Source organism: Mucilaginibacter sp. P4_D1, assembly GCF_056401935.1.
The window spans coordinates 137,559-152,344 of record NZ_JBFUIJ010000015.1 but is presented as its reverse complement, the minus strand read 5'-3'; the positions used below and the strand labels follow the sequence as shown (position 1 = coordinate 152,344).

Below are 14,786 nucleotides of genomic sequence, written 5' to 3'. Positions count from 1 at the left end.
ATCTAAATCTGTACAAACACATTATGAGTCTATCTTAAACTTCTTCGACAACAGAAGTACAAATGCTTCAGCCGAATCATTTAATGCTAAGGCAAAAGCTTTTAGAGCTACTTTAAGAGGAGTAAGAGATACTACTTTCTTCCTATTCAGGCTTGCCAAAATATATGCCTGAGGATCGCCCCCCCAACTTTTCCGACTGATCCTTTTTTTGAACGTTTGTTGGGTTCAGTAATTCAAAAACATCGCTTGTGTTTTTGTAGCTTAGCGTAGTTTCAACCTTACACTTTCTCTTTTATTGCCGTTATTTTTATTTTTTTGTTGTCCGAATTGGATAAACTCCGAAGTGTTGGATGGACATTGTTAAATAATTTTGTCTCCATAACGAAAACAATGTTGTGGAAATATTAACATTTGCCCCACAGCCAAAAGCAGTAAACGAGTTATTTGAAAGGCATCAAAAATTGAAGATATTCTTAGCCATGTTACTTGCAGCCCCGTGATAGTGTCTTTGGCACCCGCGTGGTTATCGGCGTGAGTTTTTAATTTGCTCAACAGGTTGAATTTCATTGTAAAACTCCTTTTTGGTTTTGATACAAAGATTGAGCGGCACCGCGCAGTGTATTTGCTCAGTTTAATTTATTTCAAATATTACTATTTATCTGATATATTTGAACACATAGTGCCGAACTACATCTTTACTTAGCCTTAATAAGGCTGAGTAAAGATGTAGCATGCATGATGCACGAATGAATAAATTTATACTTTATCTAAATCTTTCCATATCTCTCTGTATAGCTATTTCCGGACGGTCACTTTACAAAAATCGGGAACAGACATCCGAATACCCCGGAATTGTAATTTAAAGTTTGGGGTTCCATTGCACTTTCGTACTTTGAACGGCAGTTAGGCAGAAGCGGTTAGTTTCGCCGTATTTGCTTGTAATAAATTTATTTGATCGACAATGAGACTTAAACTAAGGGAGGAAAACACAGGAGGGGAATTACTGCTTTTTAAGGACGAGGCGGTATTTGACCGGTTGTTTTTTAGCAAAGACCGGTTCAATAAGTATTTTACCATAGCGTGGAACACGGGAGAAAGCCAGACTGTTACCATCGACGGATCTGAATATGATTTTCCGTCCAATTCTCTGCTAACCCTTTTGTTTAATCAATCCTTTAGTTTTAAAAATTCTGCAAATATTATTGCCTGGCAATTTAACCGTGAATTTTATTGCATTATTGATCATGATAGTGAGGTGAGCTGTGTTGGGTTCCTATTTAGCAGTACCGATCATATGTTTGTTAAACTGGATGACCTGGCACAACAAAAGTTGCAACTGCTCTCCGATGTTTTCATCGAGGAATTCAAGACCTCCGACAATATCCAGAGTGAAATGCTGCTGGTGCTGTTGAAACGCCTGATAATGTATGTTACCCGCTTGGCCAGGTTTGGGTATGTGCCAGCCAAAAAACTCCAGGACGAAAGGTTTCATATCATCCGGAAGTTTAACCTGCTGGTAGAAGCAAATTTTAAAACCGAGCACTCTGTTAGTTTTTATGCGGAGCAGCTTTGTAAAGCCCCGAAAACCTTATCTAATCTGTTTGCAATTTTCAACCAGAAAACACCTTCGCAAATTATCCAGGAAAGGATTGTAGTAGAGGCTAAGCGGCTCCTGTGCTATACCGACAGGTCGATAAAACATATCACTTTTGAGCTTGGGTTTGAAGATGTACCTTACTTCTCCAACTTCTTCAAAAAAAATATGGGCGTATCGCCATCCGATTTCAGAAATTCGCCAAAAAATTCCAATGAAGGGAAATAATCACAACTAACCGGGTAATGTGCATATAAACTCCGCCTGCTTTTCGGCCCACCTTTGTATTGTTGATTCAAACAAAAAACTTCAACAACAAAAACGATGAAAAAGCAAACAATAAAAAACACATTGAAAGCAGGGCTTTTAATTTTAACAGTGGCTCTTTTTGCTGTAACCGGCACAGTAACTAAGGCAAGTGCACAAACAATAAAAAATGTAGTGCTGGTACACGGCGCATTCGCCGATGGCTCGGGATGGAAAGCCCTTTACACCGTACTTACAAAAAAAGGCTACAACGTTACTGTGGTGCAAAATCCGTTAACATCACTCGAAGATGATGTAGCCGCAACCAGGACAGCGCTTGACAAGCAAGACGGTCCTTGTATCCTTGTTGGGCATTCATGGGGAGGAGCCGTTATCACCGAGGCAGGTAATCACCCCAAAGTGGCAGCATTAGTTTATGTAGCCGCATTTCAGCCCGATAAAGGCGAATCAGCATTACAATGGTTACAAACTGCGCCTCCGGCTCCCGAAAATGGAGTACTGGCCCCAGACGATAAGGGTATTGTTTATTACGATAAAACTAAATATCATGCAGGTTTTTGTGCCGATATAAGCCAGGAGGAAGCCGACTTTATGTACGCTTCACAAGGTGCATTTTATGCCAAAGGTTTTATAACACCAATTTCTGATCCAGCCTGGAGGCATAAACCAGCTTACGCCTGTATTGCAACCGAAGATAAAAGCATCAACCCTATTATCCAGCATAAGATGTACGAGCGCTCAAATACCAAAGTAACAGAAGTGAAAGGCAGCCACGTAATCTTCATGTCGCAACCGCAGGCAGTGGCCAAAGTGATTATCCAGGCTGCAAATGAGGTTTCAGCAAATCGTTAATGTGTAAGCAAAATTTTCCCGGATACTAATGATTTATCCCCGCTCTGATGAGTGGGGATTTTTTGTTTGCACAAAATTCATATGCAAAGAGAACAAAGAAATGCCTCCCCGCGCCCATTAGTCGATAGTTAATTACTATTCATCGATACTTTTCTTTTGCCGGCTTAATATAAACTACATTTAGGCTTTACTATCATAGTAGAGATTTGACACCGGGAAAATTTATACCCCGTCGCAAATCAACTTAAGGAAAACGGCTATCGGTTTTTATATAATCAGACAAATTATATAAAAAAGATGTTTGGCAAATTTTCCGTCTGTTGCCGGTTAAATACCGGCAATTCAATAATTGGCCAACAGCCCGAAAGGTGAACGGTTCGATTTTTCTACCTAAATCAAATTAAATTTTAATAAGGCTTTGCAGGCAAAATTGAGTAATTAAAAATATGAAATACTTAGAGAATACAGTTTCATCTATGTCAAGATTAGATCGGTTTAAGGAAGAGTATATGCAATTAGCAGAGGCGGTTAACGCTTTTAAATCCGAAGCGGTTCAGCTGGTGATTGCTGAGCGTCTTGTTACCCTTATTCATGGCGCCGCTGATGAGAATGCTACCGTGGTAAAAAGCGGTAACGTTCAATTTTTAGGGAAAAAGCCGGGAGCCACCAAAGCAGTTCAGCGCTTGCTGCAAACTGATTTTTTTGATTCGCCCAGGACAATAGGCGACATTGTTGCTCATTGCGCTAAATTGTTCGGCAAAGATTATAAAACGTCTGAATTTTCGGGCGTATTGTCATTTCACGTCAAAGAGGGTAACCTGTCGAGAACCGAGGGGGAGTATAGCAGCCGTTTTGTTTATTTTAGATAACGCTCCAAGCACTCAGTTTTAGGGTTACATTAACTACCACAAATCCCTTTGTATAATTTATTCCCGCCCGGTTTATAAGTCAACCCGTTTAAAAGCGGGCTATGTCCATTTACAAACTAAACGCCCCGGTTGCTGCGCCAAATGCGTTCATTCAACAAAAATCTGTAGCAATGTCCATAATGCTATCAGCAAGCAAAAGCGATTCTGCGGCAAATGCAAAACCGGGCATTACTATCGCCACCATGGATATCTCGCTTTGATTGGTTACCTGCTTTGCCCGCAATGGTTAAGATTCATCTTCCGGCAACTTATCTCCAAATCGTATCCCTTCGTTTTAACTTCTTTCGTTTTCTGTCAAATTCCCCCCTCTGTGGAAGAATAAATACAATCCTGATAACGTGTGATTAAATAAACAGCGTGTGTAAGTTAACCTTAACCACCTGTAAATCCCTTTCCTGATCCCCTGGAAAAGTGTCAACACATCGCCTTTTTGATTTAACGGGCAAGGGTAAAACTTTAAATGAAACCATGCCCAAATATTTTAAATAATAAGAAACATCCGGGGGCTTATTGAAAAATATTTTTCCTTCTACTTTTCTGGGATAATTTATATTTTTTATAAATATTTTAAATAAATACTGTATAAATTTAAATATTTGTAATTTTTATACTATTTTATTGAAATTAATATAAATTTGAAAATCACTTAATTGATCTTATACGATGAAAAAACTACTACTCACAGCTTTGTGCCTTGTGGTGTTATTCGCTAACGCTGTACTAGCACAAAACAAAACAATTACCGGTACGGTAATTTCAAAAGACGACGGATTGCCGCTGCCCGGCGTATCCGTAAGAGTATCAGGAACAACAATTGGTACTCAAACAGGGGCCAATGGCCAATTTACCTTAGGCGTGCCCGGCACTGCAAAAAGTTTGGTGTTTAGCTTTACGGGTTTCACCAGCCAGACTGTCGAAATTGGTTCGTCGCCTATTAAGGTTATGTTGGCTATCAACACCAACAGCCTGTCCGAAGTAATTGTAACGGGGGCTTACGGCACCAGGCAAACTTCCCGTTCGGCATCCTATGCCGCGCAGGTAGTAAAATCCGAAGCCCTGAACACTATCCGCGAGCCAAACTTGAATGATGCTTTGGCCGGTAAAGTTGCAGGCATCCAGGTAAGGAGCCAGTCGGCTGCAGCCTTAGGCCGTAACACCAATATCCGGTTACGTGGTGCTACCGGTTTTGGAAGCGGTAACAACCCGCTATATGTTGTAGACGGCACTATTTTGCCCAACTCCGACGATTTGAGTAACGACGATATTGACAACATCACGGTTTTGCAAGGCCCGGCGGCATCTGCCCAGTTTGGATCGCAGGGGGCTTATGGGGCCATTGTTATTACAACCAAAAAAGGTAAAAAAACCAGCGGGCTGGGTGTCGAAATAAACTTAGGGGCCAACTTTGATAAAGCCTACATACTGCCCAACTACCAGAATACTTATGGCGGTGGCGCATCTGCCGATTTTATGCAGTATACCTACAAAGAAGGCGATCCTGAAGGATGGAAAGCTTTAAACGGTAAGTACTATCCAGATTATACCGATGACAGCAGTTGGGGACCCAAAATGGTTGGACAGGAGTATATACCCTGGTATGCCTGGGCGGCGGGTACTAAATACTCTTTTAAAACCGCTAACTGGACTGCTCAACCAAACAACGCGAAGGACTATTTTCAAACCGGCATCGCGTTAAATAATAGCTTCGCGTTTACAAAGGCGGCTGATAATTACAATATCAGGATGTCATACAACAACCAAAATACCCGTGGCATTTTACCAGGCAGCAATCTTAACAAGAATGTTTTTAGCTTGAATGTTAACTACGACCTTAACAAGCATTTTACAGTAGGAGCAAGCGTTAATTTTGTAGGCCAGCAACTTACCGGCCAAATTAATGACGCTTACGCAAGTCAGTCAAGCGGATCATTCAACTCCTGGTTCCACCGCGATTTGGATATGGGGATCATGAAAGAGCTGCAAAATTTAAAATCTCCTGACGGCACCTATGTAAGCTGGAACCATCAAAATCCAACATCGTATGATGCATCAGATCCATCGGCCTTTTATGGTGGCAATTACTGGTATAATTTTTACACCTATGCCAACCAGATTAACAACGTGAGCCAGCGCGATCGTTTATACGGCAACTTTTCGCTTACCTATAAAATCAATAACGATTTAAGTGTTAAAGCTACCTATCGTAAAAACGCCACCGACAGCTGGTATGAAAGCAAAACAAGTTCCGAATTACAATATAGCGGTACGCAAACCGGTGTTAAAGGCGGTTACGCTACCGGAACAGTTTACCAAAACAGGGAGAATTACGAAACCCTGGTTACCTATAGCAAAAAGATATCCGATTTCCAGGTTAACGCCAATGCCGGTAGCGACATCTTTAACTACATCTATAAAGATAATACTGCCAATACAAATAACGGCTTAAGCATTGATGATCTTTACACCATCGGCAACTCTGTTGATGCTGCTACTGTGGGGAACACCCGCATCCAGGAACAATACCGTGCTTTGTTTGCAAAGGCCTCTGTAGGTTACAAAAGCTGGTTGTTTGCCGATGTTACCATCCGTAACGACTGGTTTTCGACCCTGTCGGTTGTCAATAATGCCAACTCAGTATTATCCAAATCGTTTGGTGGCTCGTTTGTTTTCAGCGAATTATTGCCGCAAACAAAAAGCTGGTTAAGTTTTGGTAAAGTAAGGGCATCATACGGCGAAATTCCGCTGGCGCTTGGTACATCTACAGAAACATTTGGCGCATACCGCAATAATACCACTTACTCAATTAGCTCCAACAAATGGAACGGAAACCTGCTGCAGGCAGGCAATGGGGTTTACATTGACCCAAGCCTGCATGGAACAACTACCAAACAAACAGAGTTTGGTTTAGACCTGGGTTTTTTTAATGACAGGCTTACCTTTGCCGGTACCTATTACCAGGGCGATGATAAAGATATCCCGGTATCATTGTCTGTAAACGGGGCCAGCGGTGTTTCAACCATATTAACCAATATTGGCTTGATCAGAAAACGCGGTGTCGAGTTCTCTTTAGGCGGTTCGCCGGTTAAGTTACCTAACTTCAGCTGGACTGTTAACACAAACGTGGCCCGGATCATTGAAAATACCGTTGTGGAGATTAGCGACAAGTACGGCGTAGACCGTGTGGCTGTTGCCGGTGTTTGGGGCAGCACTATGCCTTATCTTATTCAGCAAAAAGGTAAAGAGTGGGGCCAGATTTACGGTAACGGTATTAAACGCAATGCCGACGGCGTTCCCATCCTTACTTCAGCCGGAGCATATATCAATGATCCTAACGTATACTTTGGCAGCGTACTGCCTAAGTTTACCGGTGGTTTGCAAAACTCATTTGCAATATTTAAAGATTTTGTTGCCAGCTTTAATATCGATTACCAGATTGGCGGCAAGTTTGTTTCGTTATCAAACATGTGGGGCCAATACAGCGGTTTAACTGCTAATACCGCGGCGCTGAATGATAAAGGCATGTCGGTACGTGACCCTGTTGCCGATGGCGGTGGTGTTAAAGTTACCGGTGTTGATGCCAATAACAACCCGGTTACTTATTATGTTGATGCTAAAACTTACTACCAGGGCTTATACAACAACAAAACTTTCGATTCTTTTATTTATGATTTAACGTTTGTTAAGCTTCGCGAGGTTGCTATCGGCTACAATATTCCGGTTAAAAAACTCGGCTTTGGTAAAACGCTTCAATCTGCCAGGTTTGAATTAACAGGGCGTAACCTGTTGCTGCTGTATGCAAAAACCAAAGACTTTGATCCATCTGAAATAACCGCATCGCAGGGAGAAACGGCCCAATGGCCCGGAACAAGGGGTTTCGGCTTCAATCTCAAAGTAACATTCTAAGCATTACCTACCAATCAAGATTTTAAACAAAATGAAAAAGATATACATATATACAGCTGCTATGGCCGTTGTTTTATACACAACGGGCTGCAACAAGCTGAAGGATTTTGGCGACGTTAACAGCAATCCCGGCGCTACAACAACAGCTATTACATCGGCTTTATTAACCAACGTACAATCAAATCTTGGGGGCTACGCTTCTACCAATACCGAGCCTTTATCGGGTGCCCAGTACGGCCAGTATTTTTCTGAAACCCAATATTCAGGAACCTCATTGTACAATTTACCGCAAAACTCATTTACAGGTAACTATAGTGGCAATTTAAATAACCTGCAAACTATCATCAACCTTAATGTAAGTAAGAATTCCACCGCTGTAGCAAAAATTATGCAGCAATATATATACTGGATAATTACCGATTCATGGGGAGATGTGCCTTACACCCAGGCTTTAAAAGGGAGCGCGGTAATACAGCCCGTATATGATACCCAGGAAACTATTTATAAAGGCATAATTTCGACACTCACATCGGCCATAAGCGAGTTTGATTCGTCATCAAGCCTGGCCGGCGATATTATTTATGGAGGCGATGTAGCTTCCTGGAAACGCATGGCCAACTCGCTTAAGTTGCTGGCTGCAATACAATTGTCAAACAGGGTAACCGGCGCCAGCGATTATGCGGCTGTAGCAGTTAAAGAGGCTATTGCGTCGGGGGTAATAACCACCAATGCCCAAAATTTTACCCTGGTTTATCCCGGCGGCACCTACAAAAGCGCCTGGTACAGCCTTTACAACGGCCGCAAAGATTATGGCGAATCAAAAACGCTGACAGATATCACCGTAGGGAGCAACGACCCCAGGCAGGCCGAATTTGGCGGGGCAAGCGAATTATCAGGCAACGTAACCACATCCAGTATTGGCGTGCCCTATGGTTTGGTTCGCCTGAGTGTTTTGGCATTTGAGGATGCAAACCCAACGTGGGCACGCGTTTTACGGGGCGACCTTCGTTTAGAGACCGGATCGGTGGTGATGATTAATGCTGCCGAAGTTTGGCTGGCCCGTGCCGAGGCGGCCAATTTAGGATGGACTGACGAAAGTATCACTACGGATTATACCACAGGCGTTGCTGCGTCCTTTGAGCAGTGGGATGCCGGAACACCGTCTGCCTCTTACCTGGCGCAGTTCCCGGTAACTGATACTAAAAACGCCGACATAACAGGTTCGCAAATAAAAAACATTTCTATCCAAAGGTGGATAGCCAGCTACCCCGATGGCCATGCCGCCTGGGCTATATGGCGAAAAACCGGCTGGCCGGCGCTTACCCCCGCACCGGATGCCACAAATTCATCGGGCCAGATTGTCAGGAGGTTTACCTATGCATCATCTGAATACAACACCAACGGAACAAATGTTAATGCTGCTGTTGCAAGGTTAACAGGTGGCGATACCCAGGATGCGCATGTGTGGTGGGATACAAGAACAACTAATTAACCCTTCAACTTAAAAAACATGAAAAAGAATATATTTTTTAAATACCTGGTTCTGGCATGTGCATTTGCTGTTGTGTTTGCAGGATGCAGAAAGGAACCCGCTGCCGATAAAGTTACTACTGAGACACTCAATGCAGGTAAAACCTTAATAGGCTTTCCTGATGGTATGGAATCATCAACGTTTTTTGATCCGTTTACCGATGTTAAAACCATTGATGTTTTTACGCTGAAAAAAGATGCGGCAAATAATACGGATCTGAAAAAGGCGCAAAACTTTGTGGTATCGGCCGTGCCGGATTCTATTGACGCTTATAACGAGGCCAATGGTACAGCTTATGAATTATTACCATCATCTTTTTATACAATCGGGACTTCATCTACCGATGTTTCGGTATCTGGCGATAACCTCACGTTTAAATTTGCCTCGGGCGATTTTGCAAAGAATTTTGTAATAAAACTTGACGGCAGTAAGCTTGATTTATCAAAAAGTTACGCCCTGGCTTATAAAATTACAGATTCGGCCGGGGTAGGCATCCATGCGGCCAGCCGGGGCGCTATGTATGCATTTTACAGTGTTAAAAACAAATACGATGGGGTTTATACACTTGGCGGTACTATAGCCAGGTATATTGATGGCGTTGCCGATGCTTCACTTGGTGGCACCTATCCCGATGGGCTGCAGGTTGAGGTGGCTACCATAGGAACCTATACCAATTCGTTTTCTTTATTGTGGATCACCGGCGGCGGTGTGGGCGGTATTGCCGGGCTGCAGCTTACGGTTGACCCTGCAACTAACAAGGTAACCGTAATAGCAACCGGGAATGCGGCTGTGCAGAACACTGCCGGAAAAGATAATTATTATGACCCCGATACCAAAACATTTCACCTGGCATTTGACTGGGGGGCAAATGCCACCAACAAAAGGGTTTTTGATGGTACTTTGACCTATGCTGGCTCACGATAAAAATTATAAAGGCTTTTAAAATACTCCTTTAGTTCTTGCGGTTTTTTCATTTACGTTGATAAAAATGAACAGTTAAAGTTAATTAAATGTGTCTTCCAAAGGAGTGGGGACACATTTTTTATTGGAATTGATTTTATAAAAACCAGTAGTATTCAGTATTGAGTCAAAAGTAAGATTTATACTTTTTTGACTTAGGCCTTAAGCCTTTTTCTAAAAGCTATTCCAATACGCGCTGTTCGATTAATCAGGAAAGTACGCTGATCAGGTGCTCAATATCGCCCATGGTGTTGTATACAGATGGCGATATCCGGAACCGGTTTTCATAAAGCTGTATGTTAATACCTGCCGCTGCCAGTTTTTGGTGCAGTTTTTTTTCGGCGCCTTGCAGGGCAAAGCTTACTATCGGCGATGTTGATTCGCTTGGCGTCATGGGTTGGTAACCCAGCTTGGGCAATTCCTGTTGCAGTTTATCAAGCAGGGGCTGGCGGTACTTTTGTATGTTATCTACACCAGTTTGCAGCAGGTAGTTTAAGGAGTAAATAAGCGCCGGCACGGCGGCATTGCCCAGGGTGCCCACTTCAAAATAGTTGCGGGTTTTGTTGCCCTGCACAAATTCAAACGGGGTGTTCCCCCCAGCATCAAAAGGGAAAACGTGCGATTGCATGTCTTTTAGCTGGCGGTAGCCAAACTGGCTGCGTTTAACGAGCGGCAGCCTGTCTTTCCGCACATATAAAAAACCTGCGCCAAAATCGCCCATTAGCCATTTGTAGGTAGCACATGCACAAAAATCAACACCAAGGGCATGCACATCTATGGGTACCGCGCCTGCAGCCTGTATAATATCCGCATACACCAGGGCTCCCCTGGCATGGGCTATATCGCAAAGCGCCTTCAAATCGTGTTGGAAGCCGTTGATCATCGATACCAGCGAAACGGCTACCAGTTTTGTACCCGGTGTTATGGCGGCATCCATATCGGCCAGGTCAATCTTATTGTTTTTGGGTATAACCATTTTTACATCCGCCCCCCGCCTGGCCATTTCCGAGTATAGGTACAACGAACCATCAAAATGGTAGGCATCGGTAACTATCCTGGCGGCTGTGCCCGGTAAGCCAAGGCCATTTACTACCAGGTTTTCGCCAGCCATAGTGCTGGGCACCCATGAAATTTCGTCGGCATCGGCATTTATAAGGCGGGCAAATAAGGTGCGGGCGGTGTTTCTGTCCTGGTCAATAGTATCTGCCGCTTTTCCATTCGCCAACCTGAAATCAAGGTAGCTTTTGATGTTTTTGGCGCTGCCAATGCTCATAGGGTGGGTATAAGCAGCGTTTAAAAATGTTCCTTTAATCGCAAACTGATCCCTGGCTGGTAGTGGGTTGTCGTTAACTAACCCCGTGCGGGGCTCGTTAGCCTGGTTTTTGGCCAAACTGTTTAATAATTCCGGGGCAAATGGCAGTACGCCCAACAGGGAAAGCAGGCTCCTGCGCGATGGGCTGTAATTATTGGGCATAGATTTTTTTTAAATTGATTGTTTTGCCTATGGTTAAAACCGGTATACTATCGTGGTAATCCATCTTAAAGCCATCAATCAGCCGGATGGTTTTAAAGTTGAGCGGTTTGCCTTTAATCAGGTAGGTTTGAATTTCGTTTCTGACCTGCTTTTCGGGGATGAATTTTGATGCCGCGGCGATATAATCGTCCAAAGTTAAATTGGCGGCCGGGTTTGCGGCATGAATCTGCCGGTTTCTTTTAAATAAGGTCAGCAGGAAATCCCGGATAGAAAGTTTGCCCGCCGAGGCAAGCCGGATTTGGTTGTCAAAGTAAAACGCATATATAAAGCCTCTTTTATAAGGCAGGGTCTGGTAGTTTTTATCAATCCAGAATTTGGCAGCGATGGAGTCATTTGGCGCGTTTTTTACCTGGCTGCTATAATGGTCGTACAAATTGTTTTTATTCATATAGCCCAAAAAGGCGGCCTTATCCTGTATGCCCGATTTTACCAGGTTAATCAGCGTCACGTAATCGTTAAACCCTTCGCCAAACCATTGGTTGTCAAATTCATCGTTGCCAATTTGCATGTTATTGCCAATCCAAGAGTGCGAGGTTTCATGAGCCAGTACCCGTTTTTTATCGTCATCAAATTTTCCGGAATAACGCATAACAAAGCCGTGCTTCTGGCTGTACCCGGTAGCCCATGGTTTGTCAATTGATAAAAGCGGCAGCACGCTGATGTAATAATAGGGCGCTTTATTGTCCTTCCAAAAATCGCGCAGCCCCGGAAAATAGCGCTCAAAAAAGGGCTTAAGTTCCGCTTTTAAGTTATTAATGGTGTCACTTTTTGATGTAATGGAATAATAGGGTATGCCGTGTACTTTGTAGGTGTTAATTACCAGGTTGGCGCCCATCAGCATCAATACATCCTGCTCCTGTTTAAGCCTAATGGTTTGTTTAACGCCCGGGCCGGCACCGGCTGCGGTTGACATGAAATAAGGTAAACCCGCCGGAAATATATCCCATTGGATACTTGCCTCCCTGGCCGGGTGCCCCACCGGGTTTATCATAAAAAACTGGGGCACCAGGTATAATATATTGGGCGTTATCAGCGGCCGAAACAATTCATCAACCGTTGCCCGTTTGGGGTTGCCAACCAATTGGCCGTTAATTGTATAACTTATTTTCGTAGACCCCGCACTGGTATGGTAAACCGTTATTTTTCTTTCGCGTGGCGTAAGCTTTATTTTGTCTTTAGTGTTGATGTTTTGCAGTACGTTAAAAATTTCCTTTTGACCGCCAAAATTGAGATCGCCATAAATGAATACGGTGCTATCTTTGTTTGCAGGGGTATATTCGAGGCTTACCTGCAGGATGGCCGATTTTCCGTCCCAGCCAAGATGATAGGCTAATGGCGGCGCAGTGTTTTTATTTTGCGCTTTTACAAACAGGGGAATACTGCAAAGAAGATAAACTACCGGGAGCAATCGGGTCATGGGCTGTTTTAATATCAGGCTACAATATATAAAATTTGCACCGCATTAAAACCACGGGCCTCATTGGAGGGGTAGGGCGGAGTCGTAAACAACCCTGTCCTCATTGACTGTCCATAAATTAGGCGCTTACAGATATAAAACCCGATATTGACCAATAAAAATAATACCATGGCAATAGCCCCGAATACAAAGCTTTTTACCACTAAGCATTACCATAAACTAACTGCTCTTTTTGTTGTGATGAAACGGACGGTATTAAGTTTAGCATTCCTGGCTCCTTTAATAGCGCAAAGCCAGCAAATACAGCCGGATACCGTTGGCGGGTATAAACAGGTTTGGGCCGATGAATTTAATAACGACGGTGAGCCAAACCCTGCCAACTGGAAGTTTGAGCAAGGCTTTGTACGCAACCATGAAGACCAATGGTACCAGGCCGCCAATGCCACCTGCCACAACGGGTTATTGGTAATAGAAGCTAAAAAGGTGCACCTGCCCAATCCCGCGTATGTGCCTAACAGTACCGACTGGCAGACCAGCCGACCGTTTATTGAATATACATCGGCCTGTATGAATACAGGTGGACTGCAAAGCTGGCAATATGGCCGGCTGATTATGCGGGGCCGTATAAATACCGATGCAGGCTTATGGCCGGCTTTCTGGACCTTAGGCCTTAACAAGCCCTGGCCATCAAACGGCGAAATTGACATTATGGAATTTTACCAGGATAAACTGTTGGCCAACATCGCTTGCGGTACCGATGCACCCTACCAGGCCAAATGGTATAGCAATGTAAAAAAACTCGATGAATTTGAACCCGGCTGGAACCAGCGCTTTCATACCTGGCGAATGGATTGGGACGAAACATCCATTAGCCTGTATGTTGATGATATATTGCTTAACCACGTGGCTTTAAAAGACCTGGTTAACCAGGATGGCAGCAACTTTAATCCCTTTAAACAGCCGCACTACATCCTCCTGAACCTGGCCATTGGCGGCGATAACGGCGGCGAACCATCGGCAACCACTTTTCCAAAAAGGTTTGAGGTTGATTATGTACGTGTGTATCAAAAATGAAATAGGGATAACGGTTTTTGACTTGGGACTTGGTGCTAGCAGCTATAAAATAAGCCTGTCTTTTTGACGCAATCCTTTTGGGTTTTACAAACAAAAAACGGCATCTTCGTTTAATAAACCATAGCCAATTATGTACCCGGTTCAATTCATGTTTAGGTTAGCCAAAGCAATTGCTGTGGCTGCAATTGCCTTGATGGCATTACTGGTTGTTATCGGGAATACCACCGATTATTTTACCAATTACCGGTTTGTTGAGCATGTAATGAAAATGGATACCGTTTTTCCGGGCAGCCATTTATACTATAGGCATGTAAACAATGTTTTTCTGTTTCATGCGGGCTATATTGCGCTTATAGTTGCCGAGGCTGCGATGGCTTTTTGCTGTATTAAAGGTAGTCTGATGCTTTTTAAAAACTTAAAATCGGCCGCTTATGTATTTCATTCATCCAAAAATTGGGCTGTGGCAGGCATTACAATAGGCATCGTCATCTGGTTTTTAGGTTTTGAAGTTATAGGCGGCGAATGGTTTGCCATGTGGCAAAGCAGTATTTGGAATGGGCTGGGTGCCGCCGAAAGAATTGTTAGCTTCCTGGTGTTGGTGCTTATCCTGTTGCATTTTAAAGAAGAAGAATAAACCAGCTTTAATACTCCCGCAAGACAGTTCATGACGGTTTCACCGTTTCAACACGTATTATTGTGTAAATAATTATAAAACCACTTTCTGC

The 14,786-nt window shown here is 43.4% G+C and carries 13 protein-coding genes; 10 read left to right on the top strand and 3 right to left on the bottom strand.

Features of this window, described 5'->3' with window-relative positions; genetic code table 11:
- Nucleotides 1–172 (top strand): transposase (locus tag AC1DV1_RS15470; protein WP_477360714.1); only part of this gene is annotated, 172 nt, incomplete at its 5' end.
- A 188-nt stretch (nucleotides 173–360) separates the two neighbouring features.
- Here the strand turns inward: AC1DV1_RS15470 and AC1DV1_RS15465 are convergent.
- Entirely contained in the window at nucleotides 361–567 is a 207-nt protein-coding gene (locus AC1DV1_RS15465) for a hypothetical protein (protein WP_477360712.1), read from the bottom strand.
- 394 nt (nucleotides 568–961) lie between these two features.
- Between AC1DV1_RS15465 and AC1DV1_RS15460 the strand changes: the two genes are divergently transcribed.
- The 7 genes from AC1DV1_RS15460 (at nucleotide 962) to AC1DV1_RS15430 (ending at nucleotide 10,000) form a co-directional block, all read left to right on the top strand.
- Nucleotides 962–1,822, top strand: coding sequence for a helix-turn-helix domain-containing protein (locus AC1DV1_RS15460; RefSeq protein WP_477360710.1), 861 nt, complete (start codon nucleotides 962–964; stop codon nucleotides 1,820–1,822).
- Between the two features lie 96 nt (nucleotides 1,823–1,918).
- A complete protein-coding gene (locus tag AC1DV1_RS15455) occupies nucleotides 1,919–2,713 on the top strand; it encodes an alpha/beta hydrolase (RefSeq protein ID WP_477360708.1) in 795 nt (264 codons plus the stop codon).
- 446 nt (nucleotides 2,714–3,159) lie between these two features.
- Nucleotides 3,160–3,582, top strand: coding sequence for a hypothetical protein (locus AC1DV1_RS15450; RefSeq protein WP_477360706.1), 423 nt, complete (start codon nucleotides 3,160–3,162; stop codon nucleotides 3,580–3,582).
- Between the two features lie 101 nt (nucleotides 3,583–3,683).
- On the top strand, nucleotides 3,684–3,842 hold the full coding sequence (locus AC1DV1_RS15445) for a hypothetical protein (protein ID WP_477360704.1): 159 nt from the start codon (nucleotides 3,684–3,686) through the stop codon (nucleotides 3,840–3,842).
- Between the two features lie 463 nt (nucleotides 3,843–4,305).
- Nucleotides 4,306–7,545 (top strand): SusC/RagA family TonB-linked outer membrane protein, encoded by a 3,240-nt coding sequence (locus tag AC1DV1_RS15440; protein WP_477360702.1) that lies wholly within the window; start codon nucleotides 4,306–4,308, stop codon nucleotides 7,543–7,545.
- Nucleotides 7,546–7,576: 31 nt separating this feature from the next.
- The gene (locus AC1DV1_RS15435) at nucleotides 7,577–9,037 is read left to right on the top strand and encodes a SusD/RagB family nutrient-binding outer membrane lipoprotein (RefSeq protein ID WP_477360700.1); all 1,461 of its coding nucleotides are present in this window, start codon (nucleotides 7,577–7,579) and stop codon (nucleotides 9,035–9,037) included.
- A gap of 18 nt (nucleotides 9,038–9,055) precedes the next feature.
- On the top strand, nucleotides 9,056–10,000 hold the full coding sequence (locus tag AC1DV1_RS15430; RefSeq protein ID WP_477360698.1) for a DUF1735 domain-containing protein: 945 nt from the start codon (nucleotides 9,056–9,058) through the stop codon (nucleotides 9,998–10,000).
- A gap of 244 nt (nucleotides 10,001–10,244) precedes the next feature.
- Here the strand turns inward: AC1DV1_RS15430 and AC1DV1_RS15425 are convergent, their stop codons facing one another.
- Nucleotides 10,245–11,510, bottom strand: a complete 1,266-nt coding sequence (locus tag AC1DV1_RS15425; protein ID WP_477360696.1) for an aminotransferase class V-fold PLP-dependent enzyme — start codon at nucleotides 11,508–11,510, stop codon at nucleotides 10,245–10,247.
- Entirely contained in the window at nucleotides 11,500–12,987 is a 1,488-nt protein-coding gene (locus AC1DV1_RS15420; RefSeq protein WP_477360694.1) for a M1 family aminopeptidase, read from the bottom strand. Before AC1DV1_RS15420 ends, AC1DV1_RS15425 begins: the two co-directional genes overlap by 11 nt.
- Nucleotides 12,988–13,155: 168 nt before the next feature.
- Here AC1DV1_RS15420 and AC1DV1_RS15415 point away from each other — a divergent pair, with 168 nt between their 5' ends.
- Together AC1DV1_RS15415 and AC1DV1_RS15410 are read left to right on the top strand one after the other, a co-directional pair.
- The gene (locus tag AC1DV1_RS15415) at nucleotides 13,156–14,061 is read left to right on the top strand and encodes a glycoside hydrolase family 16 protein (protein ID WP_477360692.1); all 906 of its coding nucleotides are present in this window, start codon (nucleotides 13,156–13,158) and stop codon (nucleotides 14,059–14,061) included.
- A gap of 130 nt (nucleotides 14,062–14,191) precedes the next feature.
- Entirely contained in the window at nucleotides 14,192–14,695 is a 504-nt protein-coding gene (locus AC1DV1_RS15410; protein WP_477360690.1) for a DUF2165 family protein, read from the top strand.
- The last annotated feature ends 91 nt before the right edge of the window (nucleotides 14,696–14,786 follow it).

What these genes read in the sequence shown, in the direction of transcription:
- AC1DV1_RS15465 (WP_477360712.1), bottom strand. Translation starts at nt 567, where the DNA reads ATGAAATTCAACCTGTTGAGCAAATTAAAAACTCACGCCGATAACCAC.
- AC1DV1_RS15460 (WP_477360710.1), top strand. Translation starts at nt 962, where the DNA reads ATGAGACTTAAACTAAGGGAGGAAAACACAGGAGGGGAATTACTGCTT.
- AC1DV1_RS15455 (WP_477360708.1), top strand. Translation starts at nt 1,919, where the DNA reads ATGAAAAAGCAAACAATAAAAAACACATTGAAAGCAGGGCTTTTAATT.
- AC1DV1_RS15450 (WP_477360706.1), top strand. Translation starts at nt 3,160, where the DNA reads ATGAAATACTTAGAGAATACAGTTTCATCTATGTCAAGATTAGATCGG.
- AC1DV1_RS15445 (WP_477360704.1), top strand. Translation starts at nt 3,684, where the DNA reads ATGTCCATTTACAAACTAAACGCCCCGGTTGCTGCGCCAAATGCGTTC.
- AC1DV1_RS15440 (WP_477360702.1), top strand. Translation starts at nt 4,306, where the DNA reads ATGAAAAAACTACTACTCACAGCTTTGTGCCTTGTGGTGTTATTCGCT.
- AC1DV1_RS15435 (WP_477360700.1), top strand. Translation starts at nt 7,577, where the DNA reads ATGAAAAAGATATACATATATACAGCTGCTATGGCCGTTGTTTTATAC.
- AC1DV1_RS15430 (WP_477360698.1), top strand. Translation starts at nt 9,056, where the DNA reads ATGAAAAAGAATATATTTTTTAAATACCTGGTTCTGGCATGTGCATTT.
- AC1DV1_RS15425 (WP_477360696.1), bottom strand. Translation starts at nt 11,510, where the DNA reads ATGCCCAATAATTACAGCCCATCGCGCAGGAGCCTGCTTTCCCTGTTG.
- AC1DV1_RS15420 (WP_477360694.1), bottom strand. Translation starts at nt 12,987, where the DNA reads ATGACCCGATTGCTCCCGGTAGTTTATCTTCTTTGCAGTATTCCCCTG.
- AC1DV1_RS15415 (WP_477360692.1), top strand. Translation starts at nt 13,156, where the DNA reads ATGGCAATAGCCCCGAATACAAAGCTTTTTACCACTAAGCATTACCAT.
- AC1DV1_RS15410 (WP_477360690.1), top strand. Translation starts at nt 14,192, where the DNA reads ATGTACCCGGTTCAATTCATGTTTAGGTTAGCCAAAGCAATTGCTGTG.